The following is a 15,486-nucleotide window of genomic DNA, read 5'->3' on the forward strand; positions in this document are numbered from 1 at the left end:
AGCTCTTGTCTAGCGTAGGGGGGCAGCTTTTTTATTATTTACGGCTCGCGTCCTGCATCTGGGCTAATAGGCGGGTCTGGCGGAAGACGAGATAAGACTCATCATCCGAAGCGGTCGATTTCCTTCCCTTCCCCCAGCCTACAGATTCGCGATAGCTGCCGAGAAGACTATCTTCAATAACTGTGGATTCCTGAACGTTCTCAAGTCCATCCGCATTCGGCGCCACGTAGATGGCATCCACAGGGCAATAGAGCTCGCACATAAAGCAGGTTTGGCAATCGGACTGTCTGGCAATAACCGGGATGCCGTTCTCTACTTTCTGAAAGACGTTCGTTGGGCAAATCCTTACGCATTGATTACAGCTCGTGCAGCGCTCTTCGCTCAATATTTCAATCACGTTCTCAAAGCCTCCTCTTTATGCTCGCTGTTCAGTAAAGTATGAGGCTTCACCCATATACGATCCAACCCGCCGCTGATCAGCCGGTAGTGCTGATTGGCGTCTCTTTCCGGGAAATCGGTACGCACGTGCATCCCTCGCGTTTCCCGCCTTGCGAGTCCGCTTTCGTACATCCATCTAGCCGTAGCCGTCATCGCCGCAACCTCTCTGGCCGAGATACGATTGCCTTCCGTTGTGTGAACGCCCTGTTTAATTTCCTGCCACAGCGTATTCAGGCGGCCAAGGGATGCTGTTAATCCCTGCTCGCTGCGGAACCAGTTGCGATCGTAAGGGAACACCTCATCCTGAACGCGCCGAATCACATCCTCCGTACTGACGCGGCTCCGGGAGGCGTCCGCTTGAGTCGGAACACCGGAAAGCTCGGATAAGCCACGGGCGTTGCGATTGAACCGGTTAGCGCCTTGCTTCAAAGCAAACTGGGCCGCACCCTCTCCAGACCAATAACCGGACGACATCGCCCAGGCCGCATTATGACTGCCGCCGCCCGTGAACCCGCCGCATATGAGCTCGCGGGTCGCTGCGTCGCCGGAGGCATATAGCCCCGGAACCTTCGTCGCGCAGGTTTCGTCGACAATATTAATGCCGCCCGTGCCTCTCACGGTTCCCTCGAATCGCATTGTAACGGGAAACCTATCTGTAAAAGGATCGATTTTAAGCCGGTCAAAGGATAGGAAGAAGTTCGGCTGTGCCCTTCTCATAGACAATCTGATCGACTCATCGGCTTTGTCCAGACGGGCATAAACCGGCTCTTTAAGCAGCGTCTTGGCAATAATCGAGCGCCCTCTGCGTGATCCGGCTCCTTCAATAACTCTGCCGTCCTCGTAGTAGAACGTAGCGAATTGAAAAAGCGCCGTCTTCGTGACCGGTGAAAAATGCGGAACGATCGCATAGGCCGTCGAGAACTCCATCCCGGAGAAATCGGCGCCGGCTTCTCCCGCCATTAAATAACCGTCGCCTGTAAGGACATTCGTTCCGAGCGCCTTGCTTAGAAAAGCGCAGCCCCCTGTCGCGATGACAACCGCTGCCGCGTCGACTCGCCATGGCTGACGGGTTTGTTCATTAATTCCAACCGCCCCGGCCACGCCGTGGCTGTCGGATAAAAGCTCAAGCGCAGGGCTGTGATCCAATATGCGAACGCCTGCTTTTTGTACCCGTTTGCGCATGAGACGCATATATTCTGGGCCTTGTACGCTAATGTAGTTAGGGCCGCCTGTCTCGTCCGTCGGGAATGGATAGCCCCAGTCCCGAATGAGATGCATATTCGAATAAGTCCGATCAAGCACGCGCTGCATCCACGACCGTTCCGCCAGCTTCCCGCCCATTTCAAATCGGCTCATCATGGCGTCTTCCCTGGCTTGCTCCTCCGGCTTCACATACCATACGGCTGTTCCCGAAGGCGCCGTAGCTCCGCTAGTTCCGCAGTAGCCTTTGTCAACGAGAACAACGCTTGCGCCTTTCTCGGCAGCAGCAATCGCCGCCCATGCCCCGGCCGGCCCGCCGCCAATGACCAACACGTCAGCATGAAGATTAATTGTTTCTTTACTCATTTTATCAACCCGCCTCCCTTTCCAGTGCGAACTGTCCTCAACTAGGCGAAACTGGCCTATTGAGCTACGAGTTGCTTTTTTCACTATCTTGATACAGGTCCGAATGACGCTCTGCCATTGTCCGTGCAGTAGGCTTCATCATCCGCGAAACCTGCTATGCTCTATAGTCGATTTCATTTTTCTCCATACAATAAAAATAGCCCCTCGCAATGTGCAAAGGGCCATTTCCAGTCGTCTGGTAAATGGGGTTATTCTTATTGGTTTACTGGTGTTCAAGGCATGGCATAGCCATGCAGTAGGGAAATATAGGTTAATTTTACCATGCGATAGGACGAATGTAAATTGTAATTTGCCGCCTCAGCTCGAAGCGCGCGCCCCGCTTCTTCCTACTTCCCCATTACCGCCGATGCCATCTCGATAAGATTTTCTCGCGGCAGCTTATGGGTTGAAAGATCATCCAGACGATAGTAGACATAACGCTCCCCTTCGCCTTCCCCCCACGCTACCCGTTGCCTTGTACTGTCGGTGTCTTTCATATAAAAGATTTCCGTTGCGCCGACTTGAACTTTTTCTACTTTCGAATGGTTCATTTCGGTTGTGAAGATCTGCCGATCAGGCAAATTAAATACGGCGCTTAACGACAATTTATGACCGCTGTTATCGCTGTAGCTCGCATAATATCCGGTCACATTGCCAAGCGGTATCATCCGGTAGCGAATATCGTCAACCGTTTTTGAGTCTGTCCAGTCGATCTCTTCCGCCAATTCGCTCTTCAAATCATGTACAAGCTTTCCCGATTGAAAGTTAAAATCGTCCCCCAGCTCCTTCAACGGCGCCCTGCTGCCGACCTCGGAAGCGAACTGCGCATAATCGGCATACTGCCGCTCATTTGCCAAGCCAATCATCCGATCCTCCTGCATCAGGTGGAAAATAGCCGCCTCTCCCTCGGCCAGCATATTATGCAGCTTCGCTGTATCCAATTCGTCTCTCGGCTCGTCGCCTGGCAAAAAGCTTCTGTACTCCAATGTTACCGATCCATCCGGGGCAAACAGCTTCCACGACTCTGCCGCATAGCCAAAGCCGCATGCAAATACAACAGCAGCCACGGCTATAGATATATACCACTTTCTGCTTTTATGCAGCTTCGTCCCTGATCGCCTGCGTACAGCATCCATTACCTGATCCGTAACATCAATCCGGGGCAATCGCTCCTCCAACAAGCTCAGGCTCGTTTGCCAATCTGCAGGTTGCTGTTTCTTCATCCACTTCCCCCTCTAATTCGCTCCAGATTTTTTTAAGCTTTGATTTAGCCCGTTCCACTTTTTTACGCAATGCTGCAGGCGACTGGGGAAAAGCTTGTCCAATCTCTTCATACGATTTTCCCTCCACCACTCTGAGCACAATCAGCGAGCGCTCGGCAATCGTTAGCCGTCCCAACGCTATTTCGCTCTGCGCCAAAACTTCCTTTCTTCTCGCAACGGCGTAGCCCTCTTCAGCATCATTGTACCCGAGCGGTTTGAGCAACCTGGTTAGCAGCTCCGTCCTTTTCCGTTTCCTGAGCAAGTTCAAGCAATGATGATACGCGATCTTATATAGCCAAGCAGAAAAGGATTGACTGTAGGACATCTGCGACAGCTTCTCATATCCTTTAATAAGCACATCCTGTACCGCATCCTCGGCTTCTTCCCGCTGCATCAGCAAATGATAGCAATACACGTATAACCGCTGCTGATACCTTCTAATCAGCACTGCGTACGACTCGATCTGCCCGTCTCTAACGTCGCGCATCAACTCTTCATCTGTAGATTCGCATGTGAGCTCTGGTTCGATTCTTCACCGCTCCTTTCTATTCTTATATCTATATAACAACCGAACCCGTCGATTGTGACATTACTCTTCATTAATCTCGATCTCATAGAGGTTTGCGCTCCAGCCTTCGCCGTCGAATCTTCCCCGCTTGCTCAATCCCTGAGCGAGGTAGTATTGGTTTAATGTCGGATTGCCCGCCATGCAATCCAGCCTTAGCCAACCTTTTCCCTTCTCTCTGATGTAAACCTTGGCCCAAGCCAGCAGCCTGCTGCCAATTCCTTGTCCGCTATACTTGCGAGATACAGCCAAACGATGATCATAGCCGGCATCGTCATGATACTGCTCTCCCCAAATCTCCTCATACTCCCAATGAACCGAGAAACAGCCAACTAGTTGGCCTTGCGTAAAGCAACAAACACCTCATGATCGCGAATGAATCTCTCCAAGTACTGCTGCGTAAAAGCCTCTTTGCGCCATTGCCTGAATCCTTTCGAATCGTGTATCCATTGAGCCGCCTCTTGGTATAAACGTTGCAGAGTAGGCCAGTCTTCAATCTGGGCTTTTCTTATTTCCAGCCTTTCCAGCCAACGATACTCCAGCCTCTCAGCCGTTTCCACGGCTCGCTGTTCCCCATGAAGTCTAGCAACGGCATGAAGCGCGGCATCGAACCCGGCGGTAATGCCTGCGGACAAGATGATTTTCCCGTTATCTACATATCTGACGTCCTCAATGACTGTTGCATCCGAGGGCGCTGCTGAGCGTAATAGATCCATGGCAAAACGATTGGTCGTCACTTTCATTCCGTTCAAGATATCCGCTTTGGCCAACAGAAGCGCTCCCGTGCAAACCGACAGGACAAGCTCGGCGCTGTCTGCCATGCGGCGAATCCAAGCGGTTAACGTCTCATTGTTTATTTCGGTACGGGCGCCTAAGCCGCCAGGCACGATCAAAATATCAGGGGCCGGGCAATCGTCAAAGCCATATTTAGCAGTCAGTGTTAAGCCGCTAACTGTGTTTACCGGCCCTTTTTTCTCGCCAACCGTGTACACATGAAAATCCTTTCCCCATTGGCTGGACACCGCGAACACATCAAACGGCCCTGCCAAATCCAATGTATCGACCCCTTCATACACGAGAACTGCAACGTTTCTGCACTTAGCTCGACTCATCACGATCCGCTCCTTAAAAATAAAAAAGTATTTGATCGGAATGACCAAATACTTTGCCCAGGCGAACGGCTGCTATGAAATATGCGCTCCCCCGTAGTGATCTACGTTTTCGCCAGTTACGCATACCTGAAATTGAAAATATTGTAACCGAATAGTCTGACAATTTCAATAGCCGTTTTTCTCGATACACAATAACATGAACGACTCGGTTGCCCGATTACGCTAACCTACCAAATACTCGCATAAGCGTAGTTCCGCACCGTCCCATGCCAAGTGTACCAAGGAGAGCCGTTCTCCTGCTGCGCGTAAAACAGCGTTACTTCCGCTTCCGGGTCAATGACCACGTAGCAGCCTCTAGCCCCGTCCCAGCCGAACTCTCCGTTAGCGCTCAGCGAGTTATTATTCTCCCGGTTTACTAAGGTTCTAACACCGAGACCGTAGCTGTAGCCATATTTGCTTGGCCCGCCGAATCTCTCAAAGTCCTGCTGAGCAATAGGCGATAAACGGGGGCTGCGCATCGCATTTACCGTTTCCGGTCGTAATATGCGTTCGCCGTTAGGCGCAAGACCATAATTGCACAGCGTCTCCGCAAACAAAATATAGTCCGGCACAGTCGAAAACAAGCCGCCTCCGCCGTTCTCATAAGCTCTGCCCGGTTGCAGCAAGAAGCTCTCTCCTATGCTCTCCGCCGTATGCGTCTGTGCATTAAAATGATTGTACAGCTTGCAAAAACGGCTCTCGTCCTTTAGCTGGAAAGAGGTATTCTTCATCCCGAGCGGATCAAAAATGTTGTCCTGCAAATACTGCCCGAGCGTTTGGCCGGTTATAACCTCAAGCAACGCGCCAAGCACATCGTGACAAATCGTATATTTAAAATGCGAGCCCGGCTCGAAAGCAAGCGGCTCCTGCGCTACCGCCTTAATGACGGCCAGCGTCGAGCCTTCGCCATTGCTCTCGGCAACGACACGGCGAACGGCATCCGTAGTATACGATTCGATTCCCGCTGTCATCGTAAACAAATGCTCAATTGTAATAGGATTTTGTGCAGGACGCAGTTCCTCCGTCCCATCCGGCAGCGTATGCCGGACAAGCATATGCTTATACTCCGGGATATACTCATACAAAGGATCGGTGAGCTTAAATTTTCCCTGCTCAAATAATTGCAGTAAAGCTGTACAGGTCACAACCTTGGTCGCAGAATACAATCGAAAGATGCTGTCGCCGCTAAACGGCACTTGACTCTCTACATCCGAAAAACCGGTATAGTGCTCATAAACAGGCTGATGTTTATAATACATAGCCACGCCTGTGCCGGGAATGTTCTTCTCGTTATAAAACGTATCCAAATAAGCTGTCAGCTTCGCAAAATTCATCTCATCCTTCACCCGCCGTTTCCCTTTAATGAAACCTTGCTCAGCTCTATTTTATCTGAGCAATCGCTTTGGGACTATATGCGAAAATGCGACTAGGAGCGTGCCGTGACGCATTTTCGCATATAACGGGCAAGTCCGACGAAGGCGGCGGTACCTCTCCAATCGTCGTCATCCCATTACTGCTCTTTGCCTCGTTCAGCAACGATGCGCGTTTTGTATTCCTGCGGCGTACAGCCCGTATATTTTTTAAACAAATTGCTAAAATATTTCGGATCGCTGCCCATTCCGAGCCGTTCCGCAAGCTCATAGATTTTCACATTGCCGGATCGCTCCAGCATTTCCTTCGCTTTGTCGATGCGGGCTTTCGCTACATATTGCGGGAACGGCATATGAAGCTCTTTGCGGAACAGCTTGCCCAAGTAATCGGGGTTCATGAACAGCTTATGCTTAGCCAGCCACTGCAAGGAAAGCTCTTCTTGATCCAAATGGTCGTGAACGAGCTGCGCTATGCGATGGGCCGTCATGCCTCCTCTTGCGGCTGGATTGCCGTAGTAGGTTTCGAGAATGGATGCTGCTTCCGCATAGATATACCGCTCTACTTCCTCTAACGTCTCCATTTCCAAAATCGGCCCCGTCTGCTCTAAATACTCATGAGATTGCTGCGGAATGCACTGTTTATACATCGTAATGGCCAAATCAATGCAGGCGCCCTTCGTCGTTCCAATCGGCAGCCGCCGCCTTCTGAGCGCCGCAAAAAAAGCGGCCAGCTCCCGATTCAAATTCTCCTTCAAGCCGAGCTGGATGTTCGCTATAATGCCCGCGCTGCGGACCAACTCAACGACGTCCTTGACCAATTCCGCTCGGTTCGCCGCCTCCGCCCTCACATCCACTTCCAGATCTACATCCGTGCTTTCTCCTAAAAAGCAAAGCTGCGCCATATGCCGCTTCGCTTCCTTATAAATGTCCGGCAATTCTTTAAAAATGCCTGCATCGCTCATTGACCAGTGCAGCCGCCACTCTCCCGTTTTCTCGCAGCTGCGGGCAATTTGCTTCACGCTTTCGGCCAGTTCGGATGGGGGATGTACCGCCGTTATCAGAAAAACGATGAGATGATCTATTACAACAGCATGCTTGATAACCTCTTCGCCAAGAGAAGCGTCAAGCAGGGCAGCAAGCTTGTGTACATCGTCATACCGTGGCTCCTTGTCAGTTCGACACAGCAGCAGCCTTATCGCCTCTTCGCCAATTTGCAGACGATTCTGTACGGAGGCGGCATCCGTGTCGGCTGTATCGCTCGTCTCGGCCATGTCGGCTTCTCGCAATTGGCCTAGTAGGAAATCGGACAGCCACTTCTCCTGCGCTTTCGTCATCGCTTCCGACAGCATCGACTCCATTTGCCCATACCTTTGCCGCTCCAGCCGCTCGGCATCCAGCTCCTTCACGACTTCCTCCAGCACCTTCTTGATGTCGTCCTCATCGCATGGCTTCAGCAAATAATGCTTAACGCCGAACTGCATCGCCTTGCTCGCGAAACGGAATTCGCCGAAGCCCGACAGCACGACAAACTTAATGCCGGGCTGCTTATCTTGCGCAAGCTGAATCAGCTCCAACCCGTCGACGCGCGGCATTTTAATATCCGTAATTACAATGTCAGGCTGAATGCCATCCAGCTCTTCCAGCACAGCTTGCCCGTCGGTCATGCAGCCCGCAAGCTCCAGACCCAAGCCAGCCCAATCAACAAGCGCCGAAATGCCTTCGCGAATAATGCGTTCATCGTCTACAAGCAATACTTTGTAGGGCTTGCTCTCGCTATTCATAGATGATCACCTCGTAATGTCGGATCTATGTGCTGCTGTACCGGCATCGGCTGTGACAGCTCTGGCGTCACGATATACGGCAGCGCAATTCGAATGACAGTACCTTTCTCCGTCGCGCTTTCAATCGTCAGTCCATACTCTGGGCCGTGCAGCAATTGGAGCCGCTTATGAATGCTTCGCAGTCCTACGCCGGTTCCCTCCGCGCTAATCTCGTCTCGCTCCAGCTTCTGCAAATATAGCGGGTCCATGCCGCCCCCTGTGTCGCTGACAATAATATCGAGCCGATTCTCATGCTCCTCGGCGGTAATGACGATATGGCTAGGCTCGGCGGAAGGCTCTACCGCATATTTGATGCTGTTTTCCACAATCGGCTGCAAAATGACGCAGGATATATATAAGGGATGAAGATGCTCTCCGATTTCCATCCGGAAATTCAAGCGGTCCTCGAATCGAAATTTTTGAATGTAAATATAATTATTTAGATTGTCGATCTCCTCTTTGATCGTCGTATAAGGGCTGTCCGTAATGGAGCTCCTCAACAGCTTGCCCAGCGCTTTGACCATACCGGAAATTTGCATCTGGCCGTTCAGCCTTGCCAGCCAGTTAATCGACTCCAGCGTGTTATAGAGAAAATGAGGGTTAATCTGCGCTTTCAGCCTTTCGTACTCCGCATTGCGGAGCATGAGCTGCTTGATATAGTTTTCCTTAATCAGCTCATTCAGCCGGTCAATCATCCGATCAAAGGACAGGCTGAGCAGCGTAATTTCATTCCGTTGATTCGGCACCTCGAGCCGGTCTAGATCGAGATTGCCTTTCTCGACGACGGCCATCTTCTGAATCAGCTTGCCGATTGGCTTCGTCATGTACCGGGACATGCGGACGCCCGCCACAAGAATAACGATTAGCAGCACTGCGTACAACAGCAGCAGCATAGCCTGCATTTTCTCGATCTCTAGAAATAAAAAGCCGTACGGCACCAGTTGCATAAACGTCCAGCCTGTATAATCCAGCTGAAAGCGAGCCGCCAAATACTTGCTGCCTTCTATATTAACGACGGTATAAGCGTCTTCTTGGTTCAAACTAGGCTCCAGTTGATCCATCGGCACGGCATTCGGGCTCGCATACAGAGACTGTCCGTCCGACACGATCATAAGGGCCGAATCGTAGAACGCTTTTTCCTCTGGGCTGGAGTAGACGATATTGTCCGCCTTTGCCCGCAGCACCATCGTTCCGATAGGCTCCATACTGTAATCGCTGACCTCGCGAATTTCCCGCAGCGACTGGAAGTAACCGTCTTGATGGCCGCTCACCCATACGCTGGCCCCTTTATATTCCGCTGCTTTATCTATCGCGTCTGTAACGTCTTCCCGGCTCATTGGAGCGACATGTAGTCCCGCCCCATGAGACATGCCGTTGCTGTCGATGATGACAATGGAAGCAACGCCGTAATCGAAAAGCTGGAAGGTCAGCAGCTTGCGTTTCAAGTTTTCGGCAGCCCGATAGGCTTCGAAGGTGCTCGGATGCTCTTTTATCGTCAACAGATAGGACTGGATATAGGGATCGGACATGATCGACAGCGACAGCAAATCGATATTTTGCAGCTTCTCTTCAATTCGCAAGGAGAACAGATGGAATTTCTCCGACGTTTCGCGGTAGATGACATCGTTATATTGCGAGCGGGAAAATTGGACGAACAAATATCCAAGAATGCTTGTCGATACTGCCGTCAATACGAAAAAGATGATCAGCTTCTGCTCCAGCTTCAATTGCTTCATTGGCGCTCCCCCCAGGCTCTCATTATACCAGCACCGGCACGGTACAACGACGATAAGATCGGCGCTTATCGCACCGATCTTATCGTGATGTCTCTACTCTCTATTACTGCGCCTGCACCTGCTCCTGCGCGCTTTCTCCGAAGAAAGCATAGAAGCTGCTAAGGTCGCGAATAAGGTCGCATGGAGCTTCTAGCCCGATGTTGAGACGGATAAGCGTCACCGGACGCGTATCTTCGGATTCAGGCGTCGCCCCGACAACCAGCGCCAAGCTTTCATAACCGCCGAAGCTGAGGCCGATGCGGAACAGCTTCAATTGATCAACCCACTGCTTCGCCTGTGCCATATCGGCCTCCAGTTCGATAGAAAACAGGCTGCCCCAGCCGGTCATTTGCTGTTTGGCCAGTTCATGCTGCGGATGCTCCGGCAGGCCGGGAAAGTTCACTCGGCGAATGCGCGGCAACCCATTCAAATACCGGGCGATCTTCGTCGTCGATTCGCCAAGCCGCTCCATCCGAAGCGGCAGCGTCCGCAAGCCGCGCATCATCAGCGAAGCGGTATGCGGCGTCATAATACCGCCGAGCAGCTGATGGTCGATGCGGCTTAACCGCTCGATCCATGAGGCTTTGCCGATGACCGCACCGCCCAGCACGTCGCTATGACCGCTGACATACTTGGTCAAGGAATGAACAACGAGGTCGATTCCGGCATCGAGCACATGCTGATGGCAAGGTGAAGCCCAAGTGTTGTCCATGATTGTATCGATGCCGAATTCCTTAGCTAGGCTGACGCATGCTTGTAGGTTCTGCAGTTGGAAGTAGTAGCTCGTCGGGCTTTCCAAGTAAAGCACCTTCGTATTGTCCCGCACCGCTTCGCGAATGCGATCGATCGAAGTACCGTCGACGTACGTTACTTCCACTTGATAGCGAGAGAGGAAGTAGTCCATAAACTCTCTGGTACCGAAATAAACCTGGCTGACGCAAATGACATGATCCCCGGCGTTTACCCGCGACAGAATCGCCGAGGAGATCGCCGCCATGCCAGATGCGAAGCACTGCGCGCTTTCGCCGTGTTCCAGTGCGGCAAGCCGCTTCTCCAGCTCAACCACGGTCGGATTGCCCATCCGGCTGTACTTGAAGCCGTGGCCCGGCTTGTCGCTGGCAGCATAAGTGAACAGCGAATTCTGATAGATCGGAAAGACGACTGCGCCTTGGTGGCGCTCGTCATGCTCGTCGTGCGCAACTAACGTATACGGCAGCGTCTCGTTCTCTACGCTGAACGGATGGTTTCGACTACCCATTTGATTCTCTCCCTGTCTATTTCATTCGATAACGAACAATCAGCGCCGACGATCAGTCCAGTCGTTCCCGCCTGAGCGAGCAATTGCTTCGTAAACGCCTCGACCTCCGCCCGTTCTCCGCTGTGCAGCACGCCGGAAGACGTGTTCTCGAAGCCTCCCAGCACCGTTTGGTTTCCGAAATACGAACGGCCGTCCTCCAGACTAACGCCGTCAACGTAGATCGCCCAGTTCACTGCTTTCGCCGGATAGTCCTTCCAATTGTCCAGACGGTTCTGAATGCCGGCCCAGCCGCACATGTGGAGCATGTTATATTCGCTTAGTCCGTTCGCCCGATCCAGCACATACCGGTCGCTCGGCATAATCAGGCTTCTGTATTCGGCATCGGTGAAGCGATCTTGCTCGCCGCCTTGCAGGCAGTAGTAGATGCCTGTGCAGCCGGCTTCCGCAATCAGCTTCTCCGCCAGCATCGCTTGGTCCTCGGCAATGACGCCCAAGGCGTAAAGAACAGCTTGAGGGTCTTCCTTCAAATGCTGCATGACCGTTTCGTCGGAAGCTGCAAACCGGATGCAAGAGAATGGCGCGAACAGGCTGTAGAACGTGCAGCACTCGCCGTTCACGCCTTCCGTAATAAGCTTCGCCCGCTCCACCTGCTCAGTAATGTACGGATGATTCGCTCCGAGCGGCTTAAGCTTGCGCCAGTCGGACGCTTCTTTGATCTCGGCCGTCAGCGGAAATTGGAAGTAGCCGTCGCACATAATTTTAATAAAATCGATGTCGGTTTCCCGGTAATAGTTCAAATGCGCATCGACGCACGCCTGCCCCATTCCTTCTTCGCCGTTGAAATGAAACCAGAAGCTTACTGGAGGATAATCGACCGGCTTCTTATCCAGCGCATTCAATACTCTCGTGACTTTATCCATATCTGTTCCTCTCCCTTGTTGTCCGTTTTTTATAGCAAACCGTCTACCCTTTGAGACCTGTCGTGCTAATTCCGTCTACGATGTAGCGCTGGAACAAGAAGAATACGAGCACGATCGGAATGAGCGACAGCACCGACATCGCGAACATCGCGCCCCAGTCCGTCTTCATCGTCGGATCGGAAAAGTTTTTGATCGCCAGCGACACGGTGGCCAGCTTCGGCGAATTCAGATAGAGCAGCGGGCTGAAGAAATCGTCCCATGTCCAGTAAAACTTGAAGATCGCGCTCGTTATGAGCGGAGGCGTCAGCAGCGGCAAAATAACGAGTCCGAACGTGCGGTACTTGCCGCAGCCGTCGATGACCGCCGCCTCATCCAGCTCTCTCGGAATGCCTCTAAGAAACTGAATAATCAGAAAAATGAAGAAGGCTCCTCCGAAGAACGACGGGATAATGAGCGGAAGAAACGTATTGATCCAGCCCATCTTATGAAACAGAATGTACTGCGGAATCATGAGCACTTCGGACGGCAGCATCATCGTCAGCATCATGCAGGCGAACCAGATCGGCGCAAACTTAAAGCGAATTCTCGCAAAGCCGTAGGCTACCATAGCGGAGGAAACGACCGTACCGATGACCGATAAAATGGTAATAATAAACGAGTTTTTGAAGAAGACGGCGAATGAAATGCCCGCAAAGCCTTTAAAGCCGGTAACATAATTGTCGAAGCTCCATTTCGACGGAATGAGCTGATGCGAATTAACGAAGATTTCCGTCGTATCCTTAAGCGAACTGGATACCATCCACAGGATGGGATACAGCATGACCAGCGCGAACAGCGATACCGCAAGGTGGAGGACGGCGCTGCGGACTCGATGAATGAATCGCACGGAAGATGACATAGCCTAATCCCCTTTCGACTCGTAGTACACCCAATGCTTGGATGTCGTAAATACGATTGCGGTAAAGCCGGCAATAATCATCAGCAGCACCCATGCCATTGCCGATCCATAGCCCATCTCGTAATAACGGAACGATCTTTCGTACAGATACAGAACATAAAACAGCGTTTTGTCGAACGGTCCGCCGTTCGTAATAATCATGCCTTCCGTAAACACTTTAAAGCCATTAATAATTCCCATAATTAAATTGAACAGCAAAACCGGCGTCAGCAGCGGCAGCGTGATCGATTTGACGCGGTGGAACAGGCTCGCGCCGTCAACCTCGGACGCTTCATACAGCTCCTTCGGAATCTGCTTCAGACCGGCCAAGAAGATCAACATAGCGGAGCCGAACTGCCATACCGACAGCAGGATCAACGAAGAGAGAGCTGTGGACGGATGCGTAATCCACGAAATTTTCTCCGTTATGCCGAACACGCTCTCCAGAAACGAGTTGACCGCTCCGTTCATGCCGAACAAATGGCGCCACATAACTGCTACTGCCACGCTGCCGCCGATGAGCGTCGGCATGTAATAAGCGGATCGGAAGAAGCCGAGAAATCTCAGCTTCTGATTCAATACGATCGCGACAAGCAGCGCAAAGGAGAGACGCAGCGGAATAGCGACAAACACAAAGATCAGCGTTGCTTTCACCGACAGCCAGTACCGGCTGTCCTCTGTAAACATTTCCTTAAAGTTGGCAAATCCGACCCATTCCGGCGATGACAGAATATCGTACCGGGTAAAAGCAAGAAACAGGGACGCGCCGATTGGGATGACTGAAAAGATGAGGAAACCAACCAGCCACGGCAATATAAAGAGATATCCCGCCGTATTGTCGGATGACCAAATCGACTTGTTACCCACACCTCGCATGCTCTGTCACCTCCTGTTATTCACTATCTTTTTTCACTTTCTTATTTGCCCTTGGCCAGCGCTGTGTTAGCCTTCTCTGAATTTGGCGGCCCCTGCCTCCGGCGTAATTTGTTCAAAGAAGATTTCCGATGCGATATTCGTAAACAGCTTGCTAATCTCCATGCCTGCAACCGGAGCAGGCGGATCGATTTCGGAGGAATGCTGCTCCACCATTTGCAGATAAGAGGATACGCGCTTCTGCGTCTCCGAGAACGTGGATTGCATTTCCGCTACCAGGTTCGGATGATACGGCATGCCGAAGTATGCGTTCAGCGACTTGGCCGCATCAATGTTGTTGGTGAAAAATTCAATAAACATCGCCGCTTCCTTCGGATGCTTCGAGCCGGACCAAACACCGTGGAAGAAGGATGGCTTCATGTACATGCCTTTGCCGTCTCCAGAGCCCGGATACATCGCCATGCCGACCGCTTTGCCCAACTGCGTCTCCATAATGTCAGCCTGGTTGCTCCAGTACGAGTAGCCGCCGAATGCGGATTGGCCTTTCGGGAATGGCCCGTCCTCCAGACCGCGAATTTCGAGCTCTACGCTGGTCGGCGTGATGAGCCCATCCTTCTGCCATCTGATCTGCTGCTCCATGAACTGGATGAATGGCTGATCGTCTTCGTAGCCGAGCGCCGTCTGGTCGTCATTGTACAGCTTCTTGCCATGCTGTCTAAGCCATACTTCGAAGTGCTCGCGCGCCAGGTGCGTATCGCCGTAAATGCCGAGCTTATCCTTCGCTGTGCGCAAGTCCGCTTCGTATTGCTCCCAAGTGTAGTCCGGTGTTGGGGGCTCAATTCCCGCTTCCGCAAGCTTGTCCTGGTCGTAGAACATGACGAGCGCGTTGTTGCCGATATTGATGCCGTACGTTTTGCCGTCCATCATGCCGCCCTTCATGTTGACCTCGGCTACGCCTTCCATATTGATCGTTTGATCTTTGATATAATCGTCCAGCGGCATCAGAAGACCTTTGTTCACATAGTTTTTGATTTGCGTGTAATCGACGCGGATAATATCCGGCAAGCTGTTGGATGCGGCCTGCACATTAATTTTGTCGTTATAAGCGTCTGCCGAATAATACTCGGCTTCGATTTTGATATGAGGGTACTTTTGCTGGAACAGTTCAATAACGGCATTATTTTTGTCTACCGTCAGCTGCGAGCCTGCCCAATAGGACATTCTCAAGGTAACATTTTTCTGTGATTCGCCTTGCTTGGATTCGTTTTTCGTCGATGCCGAGTTCCCGTTTCCGTTGCCGCTGCCGTTCCCGCAGCCCGACAGAACAAGAGTGAGCGACATCGCCGCCAGAGCGATAAGCTTGGTAGCTTTCTTCAAGACAATCCCCTCCATAGTATCGTTTACAGTGCCGTTATTGCCCCTCCGGCCTCTCTGTTCTCTCATTGTACCGAGCAAGCTCCAGGCCGTTAACCGAAAAAGCAGAGGCTTTAGGTGGAATTTTCAGTACTGATA

Annotated in this window: 13 protein-coding genes, 1 pseudogene and 1 riboswitch; all 14 genes and pseudogenes read right to left on the reverse strand. The window is 51.8% G+C overall.

The genetic code is table 11. From position 1 onward, the window contains the following. Positions 1 to 34 precede the first annotated feature (34 nt). The 14 genes and pseudogenes from ACFVTB_RS05060 to ACFVTB_RS05125 all read right to left on the reverse strand — a co-directional run bounded on the left by ACFVTB_RS05060 (position 35) and on the right by ACFVTB_RS05125 (position 15,351). Positions 35 to 397 (reverse strand): 4Fe-4S binding protein, encoded by a 363-nt coding sequence (locus ACFVTB_RS05060; protein ID WP_387746025.1) that lies wholly within the window; start codon positions 395 to 397, stop codon positions 35 to 37. Beyond that, positions 394 to 2,004 (reverse strand): FAD-dependent oxidoreductase, encoded by a 1,611-nt coding sequence (locus tag ACFVTB_RS05065; protein ID WP_387746027.1) that lies wholly within the window; start codon positions 2,002 to 2,004, stop codon positions 394 to 396. Before ACFVTB_RS05065 ends, ACFVTB_RS05060 begins: the two co-directional genes overlap by 4 nt. Positions 2,005 to 2,390: 386 nt before the next feature. After that, positions 2,391 to 3,266, reverse strand: a complete 876-nt coding sequence (locus ACFVTB_RS05070; protein WP_387746028.1) for a hypothetical protein — start codon at positions 3,264 to 3,266, stop codon at positions 2,391 to 2,393. Continuing rightward, positions 3,196 to 3,792 (reverse strand): RNA polymerase sigma factor, encoded by a 597-nt coding sequence (locus ACFVTB_RS05075; RefSeq protein ID WP_387746029.1) that lies wholly within the window; start codon positions 3,790 to 3,792, stop codon positions 3,196 to 3,198. The genes ACFVTB_RS05070 and ACFVTB_RS05075 overlap by 71 nt, the downstream gene beginning before the upstream one ends. Before the next feature lie 237 nt (positions 3,793 to 4,029). Then, positions 4,030 to 4,167, reverse strand: a pseudogene (locus tag ACFVTB_RS05080) (GNAT family N-acetyltransferase); the annotation flags it as partial. Between the two features lie 35 nt (positions 4,168 to 4,202). Then, on the reverse strand, positions 4,203 to 4,982 hold the full coding sequence (locus tag ACFVTB_RS05085) for a DJ-1/PfpI family protein (protein WP_387746030.1): 780 nt from the start codon (positions 4,980 to 4,982) through the stop codon (positions 4,203 to 4,205). A gap of 48 nt (positions 4,983 to 5,030) precedes the next feature. After that, positions 5,031 to 5,112: riboswitch (ZMP/ZTP riboswitch) on the reverse strand. Positions 5,113 to 5,209: 97 nt separating this feature from the next. Further along, entirely contained in the window at positions 5,210 to 6,355 is a 1,146-nt protein-coding gene (locus ACFVTB_RS05090) for a serine hydrolase domain-containing protein (protein ID WP_387746032.1), read from the reverse strand. A gap of 176 nt (positions 6,356 to 6,531) precedes the next feature. After that, positions 6,532 to 8,172, reverse strand: coding sequence for a response regulator (locus ACFVTB_RS05095; protein WP_387746033.1), 1,641 nt, complete (start codon positions 8,170 to 8,172; stop codon positions 6,532 to 6,534). Beyond that, positions 8,169 to 9,947, reverse strand: a complete 1,779-nt coding sequence (locus ACFVTB_RS05100) for a cache domain-containing sensor histidine kinase (RefSeq protein WP_387746035.1) — start codon at positions 9,945 to 9,947, stop codon at positions 8,169 to 8,171. The genes ACFVTB_RS05095 and ACFVTB_RS05100 overlap by 4 nt, the downstream gene beginning before the upstream one ends. 103 nt (positions 9,948 to 10,050) lie before the next feature. Then, positions 10,051 to 11,244, reverse strand: coding sequence for a trans-sulfuration enzyme family protein (locus ACFVTB_RS05105; protein WP_387746037.1), 1,194 nt, complete (start codon positions 11,242 to 11,244; stop codon positions 10,051 to 10,053). After that, positions 11,214 to 12,164, reverse strand: a complete 951-nt coding sequence (locus ACFVTB_RS05110) for a uroporphyrinogen decarboxylase family protein (protein WP_387746039.1) — start codon at positions 12,162 to 12,164, stop codon at positions 11,214 to 11,216. Before ACFVTB_RS05110 ends, ACFVTB_RS05105 begins: the two co-directional genes overlap by 31 nt. Before the next feature lie 43 nt (positions 12,165 to 12,207). Next, positions 12,208 to 13,062: a carbohydrate ABC transporter permease gene (locus ACFVTB_RS05115; protein ID WP_387746040.1), complete on the reverse strand. Its 855-nt coding sequence runs from the start codon at positions 13,060 to 13,062 to the stop codon at positions 12,208 to 12,210. A gap of 3 nt (positions 13,063 to 13,065) precedes the next feature. Next, positions 13,066 to 13,977, reverse strand: coding sequence for a carbohydrate ABC transporter permease (locus ACFVTB_RS05120; protein ID WP_387746042.1), 912 nt, complete (start codon positions 13,975 to 13,977; stop codon positions 13,066 to 13,068). 66 nt (positions 13,978 to 14,043) lie between these two features. Then, positions 14,044 to 15,351 carry an ABC transporter substrate-binding protein gene (locus ACFVTB_RS05125; RefSeq protein ID WP_387746044.1) on the reverse strand — a complete coding sequence of 436 codons (1,308 nt, stop codon included), beginning with the start codon at positions 15,349 to 15,351 and terminating at the stop codon, positions 14,044 to 14,046. Positions 15,352 to 15,486 lie beyond the last annotated feature (135 nt).

Origin of the sequence: Paenibacillus sp. NPDC058071, from assembly GCF_042885235.1 — a bacterium.
Lineage (GTDB): Bacteria > Bacillota > Bacilli > Paenibacillales > Paenibacillaceae > Pristimantibacillus.

Bases quoted from the DNA above. Each gene is read 5' to 3' on its own strand.
- ACFVTB_RS05065 (WP_387746027.1), bottom strand. From the start codon at position 2,004: ATGAGTAAAGAAACAATTAATCTTCATGCTGACGTGTTGGTCATTGGC.
- ACFVTB_RS05070 (WP_387746028.1), bottom strand. From the start codon at position 3,266: ATGAAGAAACAGCAACCTGCAGATTGGCAAACGAGCCTGAGCTTGTTG.
- ACFVTB_RS05075 (WP_387746029.1), bottom strand. From the start codon at position 3,792: ATGCGCGACGTTAGAGACGGGCAGATCGAGTCGTACGCAGTGCTGATT.
- ACFVTB_RS05085 (WP_387746030.1), bottom strand. From the start codon at position 4,982: ATGAGTCGAGCTAAGTGCAGAAACGTTGCAGTTCTCGTGTATGAAGGG.
- ACFVTB_RS05090 (WP_387746032.1), bottom strand. From the start codon at position 6,355: ATGAATTTTGCGAAGCTGACAGCTTATTTGGATACGTTTTATAACGAG.
- ACFVTB_RS05095 (WP_387746033.1), bottom strand. From the start codon at position 8,172: ATGAATAGCGAGAGCAAGCCCTACAAAGTATTGCTTGTAGACGATGAA.
- ACFVTB_RS05100 (WP_387746035.1), bottom strand. From the start codon at position 9,947: ATGAAGCAATTGAAGCTGGAGCAGAAGCTGATCATCTTTTTCGTATTG.
- ACFVTB_RS05105 (WP_387746037.1), bottom strand. From the start codon at position 11,244: ATGGGTAGTCGAAACCATCCGTTCAGCGTAGAGAACGAGACGCTGCCG.
- ACFVTB_RS05110 (WP_387746039.1), bottom strand. From the start codon at position 12,164: ATGGATAAAGTCACGAGAGTATTGAATGCGCTGGATAAGAAGCCGGTC.
- ACFVTB_RS05115 (WP_387746040.1), bottom strand. From the start codon at position 13,062: ATGTCATCTTCCGTGCGATTCATTCATCGAGTCCGCAGCGCCGTCCTC.
- ACFVTB_RS05120 (WP_387746042.1), bottom strand. From the start codon at position 13,977: ATGCGAGGTGTGGGTAACAAGTCGATTTGGTCATCCGACAATACGGCG.